Source organism: Pseudidiomarina aquimaris (assembly GCF_003987395.1).
Taxonomy (GTDB): Bacteria; Pseudomonadota; Gammaproteobacteria; order Enterobacterales; family Alteromonadaceae; genus Pseudidiomarina; species Pseudidiomarina aquimaris.
In genome coordinates this window covers 181,452-197,596 of record NZ_PIPT01000001.1, presented here as the reverse complement: position 1 = coordinate 197,596, position 16,145 = coordinate 181,452, and the positions used below count along the sequence as shown (strand labels likewise).

At 48.9% G+C, this 16,145-nt stretch carries 20 protein-coding genes; 4 read left to right on the top strand and 16 right to left on the bottom strand.

Annotation, left to right across the window (positions count from 1 at the left end; translation table 11 throughout):
* Positions 1-97 precede the first annotated feature (97 nt).
* The 4 genes from CWE21_RS01000 to CWE21_RS00985 are packed head-to-tail and all read right to left on the bottom strand — an operon-like array spanning position 98 to position 3,437.
* Entirely contained in the window at positions 98-967 is an 870-nt protein-coding gene (locus CWE21_RS01000) for an NAD(P)-dependent oxidoreductase (protein WP_126832306.1), read from the bottom strand.
* Positions 964-1,854 (bottom strand): diacylglycerol/lipid kinase family protein, encoded by an 891-nt coding sequence (locus CWE21_RS00995; protein WP_126832305.1) that lies wholly within the window; start codon positions 1,852-1,854, stop codon positions 964-966. The genes CWE21_RS01000 and CWE21_RS00995 overlap by 4 nt, the downstream gene beginning before the upstream one ends.
* On the bottom strand, positions 1,841-2,623 hold the full coding sequence (locus tag CWE21_RS00990) for a methyltransferase domain-containing protein (RefSeq protein WP_126832303.1): 783 nt from the start codon (positions 2,621-2,623) through the stop codon (positions 1,841-1,843). The genes CWE21_RS00995 and CWE21_RS00990 overlap by 14 nt, the downstream gene beginning before the upstream one ends.
* A gap of 31 nt (positions 2,624-2,654) precedes the next feature.
* Complete coding sequence (locus CWE21_RS00985; RefSeq protein WP_126832301.1) at positions 2,655-3,437, bottom strand: Nif3-like dinuclear metal center hexameric protein; 783 nt, start codon at positions 3,435-3,437, stop codon at positions 2,655-2,657.
* A 90-nt stretch (positions 3,438-3,527) separates the two neighbouring features.
* Here CWE21_RS00985 and CWE21_RS00980 point away from each other — a divergent pair, with 90 nt between their 5' ends.
* Complete coding sequence (locus CWE21_RS00980; protein WP_126832299.1) at positions 3,528-3,902, top strand: hypothetical protein; 375 nt, start codon at positions 3,528-3,530, stop codon at positions 3,900-3,902.
* 73 nt (positions 3,903-3,975) lie between these two features.
* On the opposite strand, the gene CWE21_RS00975 is transcribed toward CWE21_RS00980, so the two are convergent.
* From CWE21_RS00975 to CWE21_RS00930, 10 genes are all read right to left on the bottom strand, one after another.
* Entirely contained in the window at positions 3,976-4,503 is a 528-nt protein-coding gene (locus CWE21_RS00975) for a DUF3833 domain-containing protein (protein WP_126832297.1), read from the bottom strand.
* On the bottom strand, positions 4,503-5,042 hold the full coding sequence (locus CWE21_RS00970) for a chalcone isomerase family protein (protein ID WP_241970187.1): 540 nt from the start codon (positions 5,040-5,042) through the stop codon (positions 4,503-4,505). Before CWE21_RS00970 ends, CWE21_RS00975 begins: the two co-directional genes overlap by 1 nt.
* Entirely contained in the window at positions 5,026-5,565 is a 540-nt protein-coding gene (locus tag CWE21_RS00965; RefSeq protein ID WP_126832295.1) for a DUF2878 domain-containing protein, read from the bottom strand. Before CWE21_RS00965 ends, CWE21_RS00970 begins: the two co-directional genes overlap by 17 nt.
* The gene (locus tag CWE21_RS00960; RefSeq protein ID WP_126832293.1) at positions 5,556-6,791 is read right to left on the bottom strand and encodes an SAM-dependent methyltransferase; all 1,236 of its coding nucleotides are present in this window, start codon (positions 6,789-6,791) and stop codon (positions 5,556-5,558) included. The genes CWE21_RS00965 and CWE21_RS00960 overlap by 10 nt, the downstream gene beginning before the upstream one ends.
* A 53-nt stretch (positions 6,792-6,844) precedes the next feature.
* Complete coding sequence (locus CWE21_RS00955; protein ID WP_241970186.1) at positions 6,845-7,588, bottom strand: DUF1365 domain-containing protein; 744 nt, start codon at positions 7,586-7,588, stop codon at positions 6,845-6,847.
* Complete coding sequence (locus CWE21_RS00950; protein WP_126832291.1) at positions 7,578-8,858, bottom strand: NAD(P)/FAD-dependent oxidoreductase; 1,281 nt, start codon at positions 8,856-8,858, stop codon at positions 7,578-7,580. Before CWE21_RS00950 ends, CWE21_RS00955 begins: the two co-directional genes overlap by 11 nt.
* Positions 8,859-8,893: 35 nt before the next feature.
* Complete coding sequence (locus CWE21_RS00945; RefSeq protein WP_126832290.1) at positions 8,894-9,610, bottom strand: SDR family NAD(P)-dependent oxidoreductase; 717 nt, start codon at positions 9,608-9,610, stop codon at positions 8,894-8,896.
* Entirely contained in the window at positions 9,607-10,113 is a 507-nt protein-coding gene (locus CWE21_RS00940) for a nuclear transport factor 2 family protein (protein WP_126832288.1), read from the bottom strand. The genes CWE21_RS00945 and CWE21_RS00940 overlap by 4 nt, the downstream gene beginning before the upstream one ends.
* Positions 10,114-10,184: 71 nt before the next feature.
* Positions 10,185-11,588 carry a deoxyribodipyrimidine photo-lyase gene (gene phrB / locus CWE21_RS00935; protein WP_126832286.1) on the bottom strand — a complete coding sequence of 468 codons (1,404 nt, stop codon included), beginning with the start codon at positions 11,586-11,588 and terminating at the stop codon, positions 10,185-10,187.
* The gene (locus tag CWE21_RS00930; RefSeq protein WP_126832284.1) at positions 11,589-12,527 is read right to left on the bottom strand and encodes a YbgA family protein; all 939 of its coding nucleotides are present in this window, start codon (positions 12,525-12,527) and stop codon (positions 11,589-11,591) included.
* Between the two features lie 148 nt (positions 12,528-12,675).
* Between CWE21_RS00930 and CWE21_RS00925 the strand changes: the two genes are divergently transcribed.
* Genes CWE21_RS00925 through CWE21_RS00915 form a run of 3 tightly spaced genes read left to right on the top strand, consistent with a single transcriptional unit; the run spans position 12,676 to position 14,645 of the window.
* On the top strand, positions 12,676-13,287 hold the full coding sequence (locus tag CWE21_RS00925; protein ID WP_126832282.1) for an LON peptidase substrate-binding domain-containing protein: 612 nt from the start codon (positions 12,676-12,678) through the stop codon (positions 13,285-13,287).
* Positions 13,288-13,342: 55 nt separating this feature from the next.
* The gene (locus tag CWE21_RS00920; RefSeq protein WP_126832280.1) at positions 13,343-13,963 is read left to right on the top strand and encodes a sigma-70 family RNA polymerase sigma factor; all 621 of its coding nucleotides are present in this window, start codon (positions 13,343-13,345) and stop codon (positions 13,961-13,963) included.
* Positions 13,956-14,645, top strand: coding sequence for a ChrR family anti-sigma-E factor (locus tag CWE21_RS00915; protein ID WP_126832278.1), 690 nt, complete (start codon positions 13,956-13,958; stop codon positions 14,643-14,645). The genes CWE21_RS00920 and CWE21_RS00915 overlap by 8 nt, the downstream gene beginning before the upstream one ends.
* Before the next feature lie 101 nt (positions 14,646-14,746).
* Here the strand turns inward: CWE21_RS00915 and CWE21_RS00910 are convergent, their stop codons facing one another.
* Positions 14,747-15,637, bottom strand: coding sequence for a hypothetical protein (locus CWE21_RS00910; RefSeq protein WP_126832276.1), 891 nt, complete (start codon positions 15,635-15,637; stop codon positions 14,747-14,749).
* Between the two features lie 212 nt (positions 15,638-15,849).
* Positions 15,850-16,143: an integration host factor subunit alpha gene (locus CWE21_RS00905; RefSeq protein ID WP_126832275.1), complete on the bottom strand. Its 294-nt coding sequence runs from the start codon at positions 16,141-16,143 to the stop codon at positions 15,850-15,852.
* Positions 16,144-16,145 lie beyond the last annotated feature (2 nt).

Below are 16,145 nucleotides of genomic sequence, written 5' to 3'. Positions count from 1 at the left end.
CCGTTATTCGTTGTTCGTTATTCGTTATTCGGAAAACCTACAACAAAATCAAAAAAGCCCCAATTTTGGGGCTTTTTTTTGTGTTTAAAAGAGCTAGTTAGGTGTGTTTTTCTAGGCGGGCTAACAGGCTGGAGGTGTCCCAACGACTGCCGCCCATCTGCTGTACCTCTGCATAAAACTGATCAACGAGTGCTGTTAATGGCATGCTGAGCCCATTGCGATCGGCTTCTTCTAAGGCAATCTTTAAGTCTTTGCGCATCCAATCGACGGCAAAACCATGCTCGTATTGCCCCTTCCACATGGTTTGGTAACGGTTTTGCATTTGCCATGAGCCGGCTGCACCTTGGCTTATTGCTCGAATCAACGTATCGGCATCCAGTCCAACCTTGCGGGCTAACTGCAAACCTTCTGCGAGACCTTGAACAACGCCAGCAATGCAGACTTGGTTGACCATTTTCGCCAACTGTCCGTGACCGGCTGGGCCCATGTACTCGCGCGTTTTGCAATAGCATTTCAACGCTGCTTGCGCATCATCAAAGGCATCACGATCTCCGCCAATCATCGCCGTTAAAGCACCGTTTTCGGCGCCCTGCTGGCCTCCCGAAACGGGTGCATCTAGAAAATAGGCGACCCGGTTGTGGACTTCATCAGAGAGTTCCCGCGCAAGCTCCGCTGAAGCGGTCGTATGATCGATTACAATGGTATTTTCAGCGATGCTCGCGAGCAAGCCATCATCACCGTAGAACACACTGCGCACATCGTCATCATTACCGACACACACCAACACGACATCTGCACCTGTTGCTGCTTCGCGTGGTGTCTCCGCCGCATCACCACCATAGTCCTTAACCCATTGTTGGGCTTTCGCAGTGGTACGGTTATAAACGGTCGTGTGAAAGCCGTTGCGTTGTAGATGTCCGGCCATGGGATAGCCCATAACACCTAAGCCGATAAATGCACATTTCATTGTTCGTTCCCCTGTGTGTATACGTTTAACGCATTAACCCTAACGGATGCCGTTGCCGGCCCCTGCAATTCAATCGCGTCGCCATCTAATTCGATAATGTTGTTGGCATCCGCAATGGTAAAGGTAGCAGCTTCATGGCAATCTAACAGCTGACTTTTTTCCGGCTGCTTACGCAAAATCCAATACAACGCGCTGAGTTGACGCCAGCGCGATAACCTCGGTACTTGAAGAATTCCTAACACTTCGGTTGTGAGTTGTGCGCTTGGGTAGACGATAATGCCGCCGCCGATGGCGCGATTCACTGCCGCCACCTGAAATTCCCAATCGTTACCGTTGCTATCGGTGATCATGCAGCGCCGTCGCGGTGGCACAAATAGATAACGTACGAGCGCCCATAAATAAGAGTAACGCTTTAACCAACGCTTGCTCCATGCTCCTTGCAAGTCGCGTAAAGCGACACTGATGCCAGCACCGGCGTGGTTAATAAAAATATGCTCGCCAATACAACCTACCGAGCGTTGCCGCAAACGTGGAGTCCCCGTCATCCGCCAGCGCCAATCTTCTATGCCAAGTGCCGTCGCAAAATCATTGCCGGTGCCTGCAGGTATAACCGTCAAGCGCACTGTGCTCGAAACGCATGCCTGGGCAGCAATATTTACGCTACCATCGCCACCGACGACGAGCAGTTCTGCAGTAGTATCTGCATCAAGTTGCCCGACCCATTGCTTTAACTGACGAATATCGTTGCTACGATCAGCACTGCTTGGCAGTATTGTCACCTCAGTCGCACCTTGGTGTGACTGAAAGAACTCTTGATAAGCCGCGGCCTTATTAAAGTTAGCTGCTGAAGACGACTTTACATAAATCAGTACGTTAGTCGTCTGCATGGGTAATTTGCCAGTGTTGGTATCGACCAAGCGCAGCGAACGGGTGCTGCTGGTTATAGCGAAGTTCTAAGCGCAATAACTGTTCAAAGTGTTCTTTCGCTGCCTCGCGATGACGCAGGTAATCATGAAAACAACGCACCCCCGTACGCTGTGTGACCGCTAATTGGTGCTCAGCTAGCCAATTTTCCATCGCTGCGGAAGCAATAGGCTGCTGAGGACTCATGCGCACGCGTTTTTTTACCTGCAGGTCGGCCTCAACATAATCAAAATTGCCAAAAACCATATTGGCCATCACCTTGGCATCGCGGTTATAAAACATCAGCGATAACAGCCCTTGCGGCTTTAATAACTGCTTAAGTAGCGGTAAAGCATCCGCTGGGGTAGCCAGCCATTCAAGTACGGCGTGGCACAAGACAACGTCGAAGGTCTGCCCTTTCAGTACTTCTGGTAATTGCTGGAGACTGGCACAATGATAGGTATAGCTCTCGCTTAGCTCAGCCTCTTGATGTCGCTGACGCGCGGCGGCAACCATGTCTTCCGCAATATCAGTATGGGTCACATGATGGCCATGGCGGGCAAAGTATTCGGAAAATTGCCCAATACCTCCGCCAACATCTAAAACCCTCAATGGCTGCTGCTGTTCATAATATGGTGCAAGGTCGCGCGCCAACACCGCTAAACGGATCTGCCCTTTTGCAGTTGCATAAATATTCTTCGCGAATTTTTCCGTAAGTCCGGCAAAGCTTTGATCTTTTTTGCTCTTGGCCACAAAACTACTCTTTATTGTAAAACCCGGCCACTTAGGCTGGACTGTCGATGTCGATAAAACGGTGTGCCAGACCGAATTGTTCTTCGAGGTGCTCACCTAAAGCGCGAATACCGTACCGCTCAGTTGCGTGATGCCCCGCGGCATAAAAGGCAATGCCTTGTTCACGCGCACTGTGAATCGTTTGCTCCGAAACTTCACCCGTGACAAAAGCGTCGCAACCGGTCTGTGCCGCAGCGTCAATAAATCCTTGACCGCCTCCGGTACACCAAGCGATGCGGCGAATCGGTTGTGCTTGGTGGACGGCACAGAAAAGTCGACGCCCAAGCTTTTCTTCTAGTTGGAGCGCGAGTGCGCCGGCGTCTTCATCATGCGACAACTCGGTGCACATCACCACGCCCTCAGGTTCTACTGTGGTTAACGGTGAGGGATCCGGCCAGCCCATGAGTCTTGCCAATTGTGCGTTGTTGCCAAGCCGTGCGTGCACATCGAGCGGCAAATGGTAGGCAAACAAATTAATATCATTGCGCAATAGCAGCTGCAGCCGACGTTTCTTCATTCCCTGAATCTCTGCGGGTTCACCTTTCCAGAAATAACCATGATGTACCAAGATTGCGTCAGCATCTTCAGCAACGGCATGTTCAATGAGCGCTTGGCAGGCCGTCACTCCAGTGATTATCTTATGAACCTCGTCACGCCCTTCAACTTGCAGCCCGTTGGGACAATAATCTTTCACGCGGTCGACCGCTAAAAATTGGTTTAGGTAAGCCTGTAATTCCGCTCGTTTCACGTCCTTGGCTCCTCTTTTGTTACGCATTATCGTCGAAAATAAGACAAAATTAGACATATTGCGCAAAAAACGGTATAAAAATGGAGAACTTTTACTCAATATGCAAAGGGTTTTTCCATGAGCAAACTTGATAAAGACCAAGTCATCGCCGATTTTACCGCAGCCTACGAAAAGGCTCACGGTAAAAAACCTACTATCGAGGCCAAAAGCGGTTGGTACAGTATAGATGGTGGCAAAAATATGCGCTTGGCACAACTCGCCGAAGAAGCAGAGGCTTTGTCTGGCGCTAGTAAAAAGCCGGCAGCTAAGGCTGAGAAGCCAGTAGCAAAGAAAGCAGAAAAACCTGCTAAGGCAGCCGCTAAAAAACCTGCGGCGAAGAAAAAGGCAGCAAGTAAAACAACTAGCTCAGGGAACGGTCTTACGGCTCGCGAACTGTGGCGTCAGAAGCTAGAAGCAGGATCAAGCTTGTCGCGTCTGCCGCGCGGCTACTAAGTTTTACGATTTTAGATTTTGACATTAAAAAAGCAGCTCAATTTGAGCTGCTTTTTTTGTTTTTTACTTGGTCCTACTTCTTACCAATATAGAGCGTGATTTCACCCACGTTGATACCAAACTTGTACATCTGAGTGCGGTTAATCATGTTGTCCTTATCCACCAAATAAAGCCAATCGTCGAGTTTCACCGAGAAAGGTTCGCCATCAAGCTCAATATTCAGTACATACGTCCAATTAAGTGTATTTCCGGCGACTTTGCCTTCAGCTACGCCTTCAACGTCACTGGCACGACCTTCATAACGGTCTGGGGCTATCTTTGTCAGATACCAAATACGCTTTTGCGTTGAGCCATCGGCATAGTAAAAAGTTTCATCAAGCACGCCCTCATTGCCTTCCCAAGTGCCTACCAAGTCTACTTTAAAGCGTTGAATCACTTCTCCACTGTAGTCTTGCACCATCCCGTAAGCTTCGAGTTCACCGTTAAAGAACTCTTCTAGCTTGAGGTGTGGTTCGACATTTTTGTACGCATCTAAGGATGTTGAGCATCCCAGCACGATAAAAGCCATCGCGCTTATCACTAAAAGTTGTAGGCGTTTCATTACTTAGCTCCTATCAATTCATTGCGTTCGTCTTTGAAGCGTGAATTAGGACTCAGCCAAATGGCTAGAAAGTCATCGGTAAACTGTGCCGAGTCAATACCACCCAAACGCCCTTCGGCATTGTAGAAGGAACTATGTCCCTGCTCGGTCTCGACTAGCATCAAACAGTCCCCATTGCTTACGTCCGGCCACATTTCCTGGAGCTTTTCGAGCCACTGCTCATGCTCACTGGTGACCGCAATATCCATCCGCTGCCATTCCTCTTTGGTGGTTTCCACCAAGTCCTTAGCCTTGATATCGCGTAAGTAACTCAACCGTAAAGCGCGACGATCATAGTCGTCGTAATTACCACTATCGGTCAACAGCTGTGCGTCGTAGACATCCCAAAACCACACACTTAAACGCGTTTTTCCTACTGCCTGGAGATCTTGCGCTGAGTCAGGCTCGCAAGCTAACGCCATGGTTGGGGCAGCAACGCAGCACAAGGCAAGCCCTGTAACCCAACGTTTCAAACTTTTTCTATTATGACGATTTGGCATAATTCACCTCGCTCGCTTTCATTAACCACGCAAACACCGCCATGTAAGCACCCCAAAGAACTCCGTAGGCAAGCCACATGATCCACTCCTCAACTAACAACTCTGCGGCACCGAGCCGGCTGCCGATGGCATAGGTGAGCGGCCCAGAGGCCACGCCAATCAATGCAGCTAAAAGGTAACGGCCCGAAAGCCAGTCAAGGGTCGTTGTTACCATTGCTGCAAAACCACACCACAGCGCGATAAGCCACAAAGGCAACCAGCCACCGGTAAAGTCGAGAATCCCGAGTCCCACCACACTGGCTTCCAGCAATAACCCTAAAGCCAGTAGCTTCACGTACAGCAACCAGTTAAAGCCGCGGCGTGTACTACTCAGAAAAATCTGCACGGCAACGACGGGTACGGCTAACCATAGCCAATCGTTGCGCCCTGCGACTGTGCTAAACCAAACCAAATCAAACCACAATAAACCTGCAACGCGGCGCAGGTTATCCTTGGCTAGCCAGGCTTTAATGTTCAGCGACATGCTGGCTTCGTGGCGACCAATTGCAGCGCCGACACGCTGCGTTCTAGAAAGCCGCCCTCGCAATAACTAAGATAAAAGTTCCAAAGGCGACCAAAGCGCTCGTCGTAGCCATGTTCTTTCAACTGCGGGTGGGCCGCATTGAACTTCTCGCGCCAGTCACGCAATGTGCGGGCATAATCAAAGCCAATGTCATCAACGTGGCGCACGACCATGTCCGTATGCTTAGTAAACATTTCCGTGATCATCGTTAACGAAGGCAAGAAGCCACCGGGGAATACGTGTTGTTGGATGAAATCCACCGAATTGGCATAGCTCTTCATTCGTTGGTCGGCGATAGTAATGGCTTGCAACGCAAACTTACCGTTAGGTTTAAGCAAACGACTACAGGTTTTAAAGTAGGTCGCCATAAATTGCCGCCCAACAGCCTCGATCATTTCAACCGATACCAATTTGTCGTATTGCCCTTCAAGGTCACGATAATCCTGCTTCAGCACGGTGACACGGTCACTTAACCCTGCCGCCTCAACTTGTGCCTTGGCATGACGGAACTGCTCGTTTGAGATTGTCGTAGTGGTAACTTTACAACCATAATTTTGCGCCGCAAACAGAGCCAAACCGCCCCAGCCGGTACCAATTTCGAGCAAATGGTCTTGTGCACTTAACTCGAGGCTATCACACAGTCGTTTAAGCTTGTGTTGCTGCGCTGCAGCCAAGTCTGCCTCGGCGCTCGGGTACACCGCACTTGAATATTGCATGGCAGGATCTAGAAACGCTTCGTAAAGGTCATTGCCTAAATCGTAGTGCGCAGAAATATTCTCTTTCGCTTGTTGCTTGCTATTGCGCCGACGCCAGTGTTGAAACTTTTGCCAAGGCATTAAGATCCAGCTAAAGCGCGCCTCAAAGGCGTCAAGCGCAGGCAAGTTACGCGCGAACAATTGGATTACCTTGGTTAGATCGGAGGTTTCCCATGACTGATCGATATAGGTCTCACCCGAGGCAATGCTGCCACCGAATAACAAACGACGGTAAAAGCTCGGTTTTAACACGTTAATTTCGGCTTTTAAGTCGCTTTGTTCACGACCGAAATGGCCAATTACTTCGCCTTGCTCGCGCAACGTCACATAACCGTCTTGCAATTCTTGCAATAAACGAAGCACTGCACGGCGGGCCCACTTATCTGTGGTGCTTGCCTGCTGCATTGTCATCAGTGCAGATTCTGTATTCATGGCTTCCCCAGTTTTCTTCAAAATTGGTACGCGCTGTGTTGTTATTATCGCCCCTACGGATGATCATAGATGGGCGTTTTCTTTAACCACAACCGCAATGCTTGCCAATAAATTGCAAACACTGTGGTCAATGTATTTATTGGATACCTCAAAAATACGTTGCGGATCGTTTTCCGGTTCACTTCGTATCGCTGCAAGCGCATCGTCGCAGAAAAATGGCGCTCGCCTTTTACCGCAGCGAGGTGAATGGTGCTGCTATGCTCGGCTTCATTTCGTGGCGCACGAATCTGCCATTCATAACGCATATCGATGGGGTTAAACGGCGACACGTGAAAAGCTTTGTCGTGGGCAAGTTCTTGACCAAGATCAAGTAAATAGTAATGTCGTTCATTCCACGGTGTATTGCTCACTTCTGCCAACATATAGCTGTATGCACCACTGTCATCCTGTTCTAGGAAGTAACAGTTGATCGGACTGAAGTACAACCCGAAGGTTCTTAAATTCCCAAGAAAATAAACCCGGCCGTGTAGCTGTTCACCCGCCAACTCACTCATTTTCGTGCGTACCGCAGCAGCAAGGTCACCTTCGCTGCCACGCAGATAATCTTGCCGACGAAACCACAACGGTGCGAACTTATCAGTCGATAATAGGCGGCTCAGTTTTTGTAGCCGGGGCAATTCATCTAGCGCGATCCACCACTGCGCGGTCGGATAATCAAACGCATGTTGCGTAGGCCGATAGCGCCGATGAAAAACGCGGCCTTTTAAAATCGCGCTTCTCAGCTCACTAGCTGCCATGCCAAACCACTCCAAGGCGTTGCGTCACGTCAAGCGCACTACGCACGCCATCCTCATGAAAACCGTTGTACCAATAAGCACCGCAAAAGTGGGTATGGTTATGGCCACAAATTTCCGCACGACGTTCCCGCGCCCGCATTGATTCGAGACTGTAAACTGGGTGAGCATAGGTAAAGCGACGTAAAATACGTTCAGGTTGAATCGCATCGGTATTATTCAACGTCACACAGAAGGTCTCTGGTGCTTCAATGCCCTGCAAGATGTTCATATTATAGGTGACCGAACTCGGCCGGGTGCGTGCATCCTCGCCATGATGAAGCAGGTAGTTCCAACTCGCCCAGGCACGCTTCTCGCGTGGCAGTAAACGGATATCTGTATGCAATACCACATCATTGTCTTGATAATGGATCGCCCCCAATACCGCAGTTTCTTCCGCGGTGGGTGCAGCCAATAGCTGTAAAGCTTGGTCACTATGACAAGCGAGGATCACCTCATCAAAGTCTTGCAAGCTGCCGTCGCTGAATTCTAGGGTCACTGCGGCGTCACGTTCCGGCATTTGACGATGCACAGCTTTGATCGCCACGCCTAAATGGATATGCTCTCGCAAATGGCCCACCAAGGGCTCAATGTAAGCGGATGAACCACCCTTAATGGTTGCCCACTGCGGTCGGTCAGCAACATTCAACAGTCCATGGTTTTCAAAAAAGCGTAAAAAGAAATCCAATGGGAAATCTGCTGCATCGTCAATGCTTGCCGACCAAATCGCGGCAACCATGGGTAACAAGTAATAATCGGCAACTTCTTGTGGTAGGTTTTGTGCAGCTAAAAACTCACCCAAGGTTTGTTGCTTGGCCGCTGCAAGATCAGCATGGGCAGCCTTAGCTTGTTTATTGAACTTTAGAATTCCAGTGAGCAGCTTATAGAACGACGGTTTAAATAAGTTCTTACGCTGCGCGAACAAGGTATTTACCGAATGACCGTTGTACTCGAGTCCAGACAGCGGGTCGCGTACGCTGAAACTCATTTCAGTATCACGCCACTCAACGCCTATCTTGCGCATCAAGGCTCGAAAATTCGGGTAAGTACGGTCATTGAAAACAATAAAACCGGTGTCAACGGCATACTCTTGCCCCTGAACTTCAACATTAACGGTGTGAGTATGGCCACCGATATAATCGTTGCTCTCAAACAATTCGACCTGATGCTCTTCGCTTAATAGATGCGCACACGTCATCCCTGCAATACCACTGCCAATTACTGCTATTTTCATTTAATGTCCTTTCGACCAAGCTTAGTAGAGGATAACTAAGTCATGCGGCGTGATAACGCCACTTGCCAACTTTGTGGTAAGCGTGAGGCAAACTTAAGAAACCAGCCAAACACGCGTGGGAAGGTGATATCGATTTTGTTTTTGTCGATACCTTTGCGAATTGCTTCAGAGGCAAATTCAACACTTACCTGCATCGGCATTTCAAAATCATTTTGCGCGGTCATCGGCGTTTCAACGAAGCCCGGTGACACGTGCAACACTTTTATACCGCGCCGCGCTAAATCCACCTGTAAGCTACGGGTAATGTAATGAATCGCAGCTTTTGAGCCGCCATAAGCCTCAGCGCGCGTGAACGGGAGTAAGCGCGCTGTGCTGCCGACAATGACTAATTTCGAGCCTGATTTTAAGTTAGGTAACAAAGCTTCAACGCAACGCATCGTACCGACCACATTTACCTCAAATACGCGCGCAAATAAGTCAGCTTCGAAGGCCTCGATATCGAGGTATTCACATACCCCTGCGGCAAGGATAACAACATCAATGTCGGTGTACGCGCGGAGTGCTTGCAGCGTATGTTCGGCATCCGAGATATCGAGTTTTTGCCCAGCGATGTGAGCACTGTCAGTACGTTCTAGTTCGGCTAACGCCTGCTCATTCCGACCGCATGCAATGACGTGATGACCAGCAGCTGCGTAGTCCAAGGCTAATTGCTTACCGATGCCAGAAGTCGCCCCTGTGATTAATATATTCATGATGGCACCATACGCGCTTTGACTTTACCTATAACATAGCCAAGCAGGCTCACGTGTTCGTAGATCATCGCCCCCAAATCATAGTAATCCCGCTGCATGATGATCTTATCTTCTTTGAATTCAATATGGCTTACGCCTGGGACGACGATTTCTTGCCCATCAGCAAGTTTGGGATGACGCAAACGCATCTGCCAATTAACAAACAGATGGTCATCGTTTTGCGCATAATCGGTAAACGCAAAGTGACATTCTTCAACGTTTTCCATGGTGTGTTTGAAGTAATGCTTTAAGTCCTCAAGACCATGCAACTGATGAATAGGATCAATGAAGGTCACTTCGTCATGGTAGAGTTCGCCGAGCTTGTCGATATTAACGTCGCTGAACTCATCATAATATTTCAGCAAACGTTGGATCACCGCAGGTTGATCTTTCTGAGCCTCGAGCTCTTCCGTACGATCTTTGGGCTGTTGTTCATTATCGTTACTAGAATCTTGTTTCGACATAGTATTCACCTCCGTTTCGCCTTTTCCCTTGCCGAACTCGTCTAAGCTACCATCAAGTATAGTTGTAAAAGCTAAAGCGCCTTGAATTTCCTTAAGAAAGTTTCCCGCGCCTGCGCGTGATCAACGATTGGCTCAGGGTAATCGACTTGTGCTGCTCGCGCCCACTTTGCGGGAGCATGGATTTCCTGTGTCGGACAGTTGACTAATTCCTTAACAAATCTACGGATATAGCTACCGTCAGGATCAACTTTTTTGCTTTGGGACGTAGGATTAAAAACCCGAAAATACGGCACCGCGTCCGTGCCCGTCGAAGCGCTCCACTGCCAACCGCCATTGTTAGCAGGAAAGCTGCCATCAATCAGGTTTTGCATAAAGAACTTTTCACCGCGCCGCCAATCGATATGAAGATCTTTAACTAAAAAGTTAGCCACAATCATGCGCACACGATTATGCATCCAACCTTCTTGCTGAAGTTGCCGCATCCCCGCATCAACAATCGGATATCCCGTTTGGCCCTCGCACCAAGCTTGAAACTGAGCGTCGTCATCGCTCCAAGCAAAAGCATCGGTATGCGCTTGAAAGGCTTTGCCATAACTAAGTCGTGGTTCAGCGTCCATCAGGTGCTGGTAGAACTCACGCCATGCCAGTTCGCTTAACCAAGTTGCAGCCCCCTCAGCTAAACCATGCGGAAATTCTGGCGCTTGTTGTTGCAGCAGCCGCGCGGCGGTCACCGGCGAGAGGATTCCCAACTCCCAATAAGGTGAAAGCCTAGAAGTCCCATGAATTGCTGGTAAATCGCGGTCGGTATCATAATCCGCAACCCGTTCATCAACGAATTGTTGGAGTTGCTGATAGGCTGCTTCTTCGCCGACGACATAGGCCCCACTATCGCAGCGGGGATAATCAGGCGCCGACGGCATGCCAAGAGGCTTGAGAGCTTTGCGTTCTGGCTTTTCATAAGGTTGCGGCAAGCCGCTCCGCTGGATATGTGCTAACCACGATTTGTAATACGGTGTGAACTTTTTATAGTAATCACCCGCTTGTGTACGCAATACCGGCGGTACAATAACCATGCCATGAAAGCTATTCACAGCAATTGACTGTTCCGCGAGCCAGCTTTGTGTCGCGCGGTCACGGCGTTGCTCATGAACTGGGTATTCACGGTTAAAGCTTACTTCGGTAATACCATACTCACCACAAAAATCGCGGACAACACGCGGCACGGTCTGCCAATCGCGACAACTCTTGATATGCAGCTCTATGCCCCACTCTGCTGCCTCTTGCTGCAACAATTCCAAATGACGCCAGAGTAAATCAACCTTGATCGGTGCCCAGTCGTGACGGCGCCACTGCTCCTCGCTGTAGAGAAACAAGCCATAGACGTTGCCATTCTCGCCCGCCCGTTGCAGTGCGCTTGCCACTGCGGGATTATCCCGCAAGCGTAAATCATTTCGGAACCATATTAGCTGCGCCATTTAGAGTCCATACCGTAATTTAAGATCTTTGGGATAAGGGTTAAGGTAGCGCTGTCCTGCAAGGTACTCGTTCGGAAACTCGCGTAGATAGTGGCGCAACAGGGTTAATGGCACCAGTAACGGTTCAATGCCCTGTCGATAGGCAAGAATCGCCTCGGTGAGTTCCGCGCGTTGGTCCTCGCTCAGCGCCGCTTTAAAGTAGCCTTGGATATGCTGCAAAACGTTGGTGTGATTCGCTCGTGTCGCCGGTTGAGCCAGCGCCGCCATGACGGTTTCGATATAGCTTTTCAAAAACGCCGCAGTCATGTCTTGCTGTTGGGCAACCTGGCGCCCCAAATCGCGATAGACTTGCTGATTATGTGCCAGTAAGAGCAGCTTTAGGCTGGTATGAAACGCCAACAGATCGGCTTTACTTATGGGCTCTGGTAATCCCTGCCACGCGGCGTAAACAAACACCCGCATGACAAAGTTTTCACGCAACATAGGATCGTTTAGGCGCCCGTCTTCTTCCAATGGTAAAGCCGGATAACGCTGTTGTAATTGCGCCGCGAAAATGCCAGTCGCTTCTTTGCGTGCATGGCCGTTTTCCGGGTTATACAACTTGACTCTTTCCATGCCACAGCTGGGTGATTTTGCACACAAGACGTAACCACTTATCTGCGCCAAGTGGCCCTGTGCACGCGCGGCGAAATCCTCTAAACGTTGGGTAACATCCTCACCTGTCTTCGGTACGATCGCGCGAACACCGTTGTCGCGTTGCTCAAGTCGAATAGTAGGCCGCGGCACCGGCATACCAATACCGACCTCGGGACACAACTTCACAAACTCCACATGACGACCCAACTCATCGGTACAAAACGCCGAGCGCTTATGACCGCCATCGAAGCGAACTTCGTCCCCTAATAAACACGCACTGATCCCAACTTTTATGGTTTGCATAACTACTCTCAAACAGCCGGTGAAAAACCTTGCAGACGTTTACGCTGCAAACAAAAAAAAGTTCAAAAAAAAAGATCTCAATAAGCAGAGATAACGTAACCACAGAATAACAAGTGAAACAAGTGATGTTTCCAATGAGGCGTTTAAGATGAATCGTGCACTAACAAACATTCCATTGTTTCCACTTTCAGGCCATGTTTTGCCTGGCGGTGTGATGCGCTTGCGGATCTTTGAACCACGCTATTTACGCATGGTTCGTGAAGTCTGCGCGCAAGGCGACGACGGTCGCGTAGGCATGTGTATGTTCAATGACAATGGTTCAGTCGAGCACAACACCCATATCCATTCCGTAGCAACGCTGGCTCGCGTGATCGATTTTGAACACCGCGATGACGGCTTGCTGGGCATCACGGTCGAGGGCGTTGAGCCGTGCGAAATAACCGCTATCCGAGTTGATTCTGATGGTCTCCGCCGCGGTGACGTTACCATTCGCGAACCATGGCAAGAAACTCCATTACCTACAAGCTATACCCATTTAGCAGAGCGCTTGTGCCAAGTTTACAGCGAGTATCCCGAGCTCGGCGAATGTCCTAGTGATGACCGCTTAGCTCGCGCTGATTGGGTTTGCCAGCGTTGGTTAGAACTGTTACCCGTCGACGCAAAAGTAAAACAAGAACTTTTACGCGAGCCATGTTGTTCCCGCACGCTTGATTATCTCGCCGGATTAATTCACGAGAGTGAGCATAAAAGTGATCCGTAGTTATACAACCGACGTAAAGGAAAGTAACTTGAGGAAATCTCGGACAGGTATTACTATGCAGTTAGCGACTGATACACAACAAAAACGGAAATCTATGTCCTCTGCGCAGCCTGATGATCCAGACCATGCTGCGGCTTTACTCGCCCTTGTTGCAACGGAGCAATCTCGCAAAGCATTTAGCGAATTGTTTAGTTACTTCGCTCCGCGCTTAAAAGCCTACGCTACTCGCCAATTCGGCAACGAACAGACGGCGATGGATCTCGTCCAAGAAACCATGACTAACGTCTGGAACAAAGCACATTTATTCAAGCCTGATCGAGGTTCAGCCTCTACCTGGATATTCACCATTGCGCGTAATATTCGGTTCGACTTTTTGCGTAAAAACAAATATCGCCAACACGATTTGAGCGCCGATGAACTTTGGCCGGTGCTGGCTGAGCAAAATGATAGCTTGGATGACGATTACGCGCTCGATGACGATTTGTTGATGCAGCAGCTGGCGGGTTATTGCGAGCTATTGCCAAAAGCCCAACGTATCGTGATTGAGCTAATTTATGTGGAAGGGAAGTCACAACAGGAGGTCGCTGACGCGCTCGGTATTCCGCTAGGTACCGTAAAATCGCGTACGCGGTTAGCACTACAAAAGCTGAGAGAGTTGATACATAGCGATGATTAAGTTTCACCCTAATGAAGAACATTTGTTTCATTACGTCACCGGCGACCTAAGCCCGGCGATGCTAATGATGGTCGGCACCCACGTCGACATGTGTCCACATTGCCAAGCGCAAGTGCGCGACATGGAGGAGCTGGTTGCCAGTAAACTATTTGGCCAAGCGCAAGCACCACAAGAATTTGTTGCCGCTAACGATGACTTTAATGGCGATGAGATGCTGCAACAAATTATGTCGCAAGCGCCTACTCGCGAGCCACAAGCCGCAAGCGCCCTGCTCGCCGACGAGTTGGTGTTGGAAGGCAAACGGTTTAAGTTGCCAGCTACTTTGACACGTAGCCATCACCGCATTGGTGAATGGCAAAAGCTAATTGGGCAAATGTGGCGTGCACCGGTGCAAATTGGTGGAGAGGATGTGTTGACCTTTATTTACATGGATAAAGGTACCAAAGTACCAGAGCATACACACAAAGGTAGCGAAGCTACACTCGTAGTGAATGGTGTATTTAACGATGAAAACTCAGAGTACCGTGATGGTGACTTTGTATTTCTTGACGGCACAGTGAAACATACGCCGGAAACCCGTGACGAAGACTGTTTAACACTGGCAGCTCTTGATGCCCCTATGCAGTTTACCTCGGGCTTGAGCCGCTTACTGAATCCGTTCAGCAGTCTATTTTTTAAATAAACTGGAACGTAGTCCGATACTCAACGCTATTTCACAAGCTCTCATATAGAAAAGCTGGTCAGACGGAATCTGACCAGCTTTTTTTTCAACTAATGCCTTAATTAAAATTCCTGTTGCTGATAAGACTGATACAAAGCATCACGCAAACGGCGTGCCTCACTATAGTCAATCATACCCTCGCCCACTAAATCGTAAGATACTGCTTTCTCGCAGCTTGATGGGCCAGAGCGCACTGAACGGATACCACGTCTCGGAGCTTCTTCCTCAACTGGGCATGAAGCGTAATGATCCATCACGGTGCAGCCTGAGCTATCACGATAGTTGGTTACGCCAGAATCATACCAGCCTTTGAACACAACTGTCGGGTCCATGATAGAAGCTTCACATTGGTCAAGCGCATCATTGATGCCATCGCGGTCGGTATCGTTAGATTCGATATTTAACGATTGCGTAACCCCCAAAAGCTCGAAGGTTTGTGGTCCGCCCAAAAAGTAAGTAATAAACAATTCGGCGGCGACATCACCATCAACGATCATTGGATAGCCTAGATTTTCAATGAAAATCTGTTGTTCCAATTCGCGAATAGCGATTGTAAGAGGGTCAGGATTACCTCGGTCTCCGAAAAAGGTAATCGATTGACCTTCTGAACTTTCAAAAGTCATACTCGTCTCATCATCGCTGTAATAATACCAAGTCCCAGTCAACCGATAAGCCCCGGCATCTAAATCAGTCAATAAAAAATCGATGTATTGGATATTATTGACGTATCGCACGCCAGTTGGCGTTGTAGCGTCCGGAACCGTGTCAACACTGTAAATAATCTCAACATCGATGACATCAAGCGTATCTGTGTTTGTAGATGTTGTACCGGTCCACCAAACGTAATCGATATCAGCACGGAACGTTAAGGTCTCAGTGTCTTGTGCGCTACTTGCAGCACTGGCGGTAAGTGCACCTATAGCTAAAATGGAGCATGCAAAAAAGTTTTTCATGATTCTTCCCTGTTTTGTTTAGTTCTAATGTCGAAAAACAAACTAAGCTACAGAGAGTACACTAGTTCTAACTTTGCTTTATATATCTCTATTAGGTATACACATTGTTGCTTTTTTGTACAAAAATCACAGTAAGTTTTGCCCGGACATAAAAAACTCCAGCGTTTTTGGCGCTGGAGTTTTTCCTGAATCGTACGTTATTGTGCAAAAAACTATTTAGGTTTCGCTGTGCTGACCCGTTGTTTCAACTTTTGACCAGGTCGAAACGTCACGACACGGCGAGCCGAAATGGGAATGTCCTCGCCAGTTTTCGGATTACGCCCAGGTCGTTCATTCTTGGTCCGAAGCTCAAAATTACCAAAACCTGAGAGCTTAACTTCTTCGCCCTGCTCTAAAGTGCGTCGAATTTCTTCAAAAAAGTTCTCAACCAGATCTTTAGCATCACGCTTATTGATACCAAATTTATCAAACAAATGTTCAGCCATATCTGCTTTGGTCAGCGCCATTG

Coding starts and splice junctions, on each gene's coding strand:
- CWE21_RS01000 (WP_126832306.1), bottom strand. CDS start 967: ATGAAATGTGCATTTATCGGCTTAGGTGTTATGGGCTATCCCATGGCC.
- CWE21_RS00995 (WP_126832305.1), bottom strand. CDS start 1,854: ATGCAGACGACTAACGTACTGATTTATGTAAAGTCGTCTTCAGCAGCT.
- CWE21_RS00985 (WP_126832301.1), bottom strand. CDS start 3,437: ATGCGTAACAAAAGAGGAGCCAAGGACGTGAAACGAGCGGAATTACAG.
- CWE21_RS00980 (WP_126832299.1), top strand. CDS start 3,528: ATGAGCAAACTTGATAAAGACCAAGTCATCGCCGATTTTACCGCAGCC.
- CWE21_RS00975 (WP_126832297.1), bottom strand. CDS start 4,503: ATGAAACGCCTACAACTTTTAGTGATAAGCGCGATGGCTTTTATCGTG.
- CWE21_RS00970 (WP_241970187.1), bottom strand. CDS start 5,042: ATGCCAAATCGTCATAATAGAAAAAGTTTGAAACGTTGGGTTACAGGG.
- CWE21_RS00965 (WP_126832295.1), bottom strand. CDS start 5,565: ATGTCGCTGAACATTAAAGCCTGGCTAGCCAAGGATAACCTGCGCCGC.
- CWE21_RS00960 (WP_126832293.1), bottom strand. CDS start 6,791: ATGAATACAGAATCTGCACTGATGACAATGCAGCAGGCAAGCACCACA.
- CWE21_RS00955 (WP_241970186.1), bottom strand. CDS start 7,588: ATGGCAGCTAGTGAGCTGAGAAGCGCGATTTTAAAAGGCCGCGTTTTT.
- CWE21_RS00950 (WP_126832291.1), bottom strand. CDS start 8,858: ATGAAAATAGCAGTAATTGGCAGTGGTATTGCAGGGATGACGTGTGCG.
- CWE21_RS00945 (WP_126832290.1), bottom strand. CDS start 9,610: ATGAATATATTAATCACAGGGGCGACTTCTGGCATCGGTAAGCAATTA.
- CWE21_RS00940 (WP_126832288.1), bottom strand. CDS start 10,113: ATGTCGAAACAAGATTCTAGTAACGATAATGAACAACAGCCCAAAGAT.
- phrB (WP_126832286.1), bottom strand. CDS start 11,588: ATGGCGCAGCTAATATGGTTCCGAAATGATTTACGCTTGCGGGATAAT.
- CWE21_RS00930 (WP_126832284.1), bottom strand. CDS start 12,527: ATGCAAACCATAAAAGTTGGGATCAGTGCGTGTTTATTAGGGGACGAA.
- CWE21_RS00925 (WP_126832282.1), top strand. CDS start 12,676: ATGAATCGTGCACTAACAAACATTCCATTGTTTCCACTTTCAGGCCAT.
- CWE21_RS00920 (WP_126832280.1), top strand. CDS start 13,343: ATGCAGTTAGCGACTGATACACAACAAAAACGGAAATCTATGTCCTCT.
- CWE21_RS00915 (WP_126832278.1), top strand. CDS start 13,956: ATGATTAAGTTTCACCCTAATGAAGAACATTTGTTTCATTACGTCACC.
- CWE21_RS00910 (WP_126832276.1), bottom strand. CDS start 15,637: ATGAAAAACTTTTTTGCATGCTCCATTTTAGCTATAGGTGCACTTACC.
- CWE21_RS00905 (WP_126832275.1), bottom strand. CDS start 16,143: ATGGCGCTGACCAAAGCAGATATGGCTGAACATTTGTTTGATAAATTT.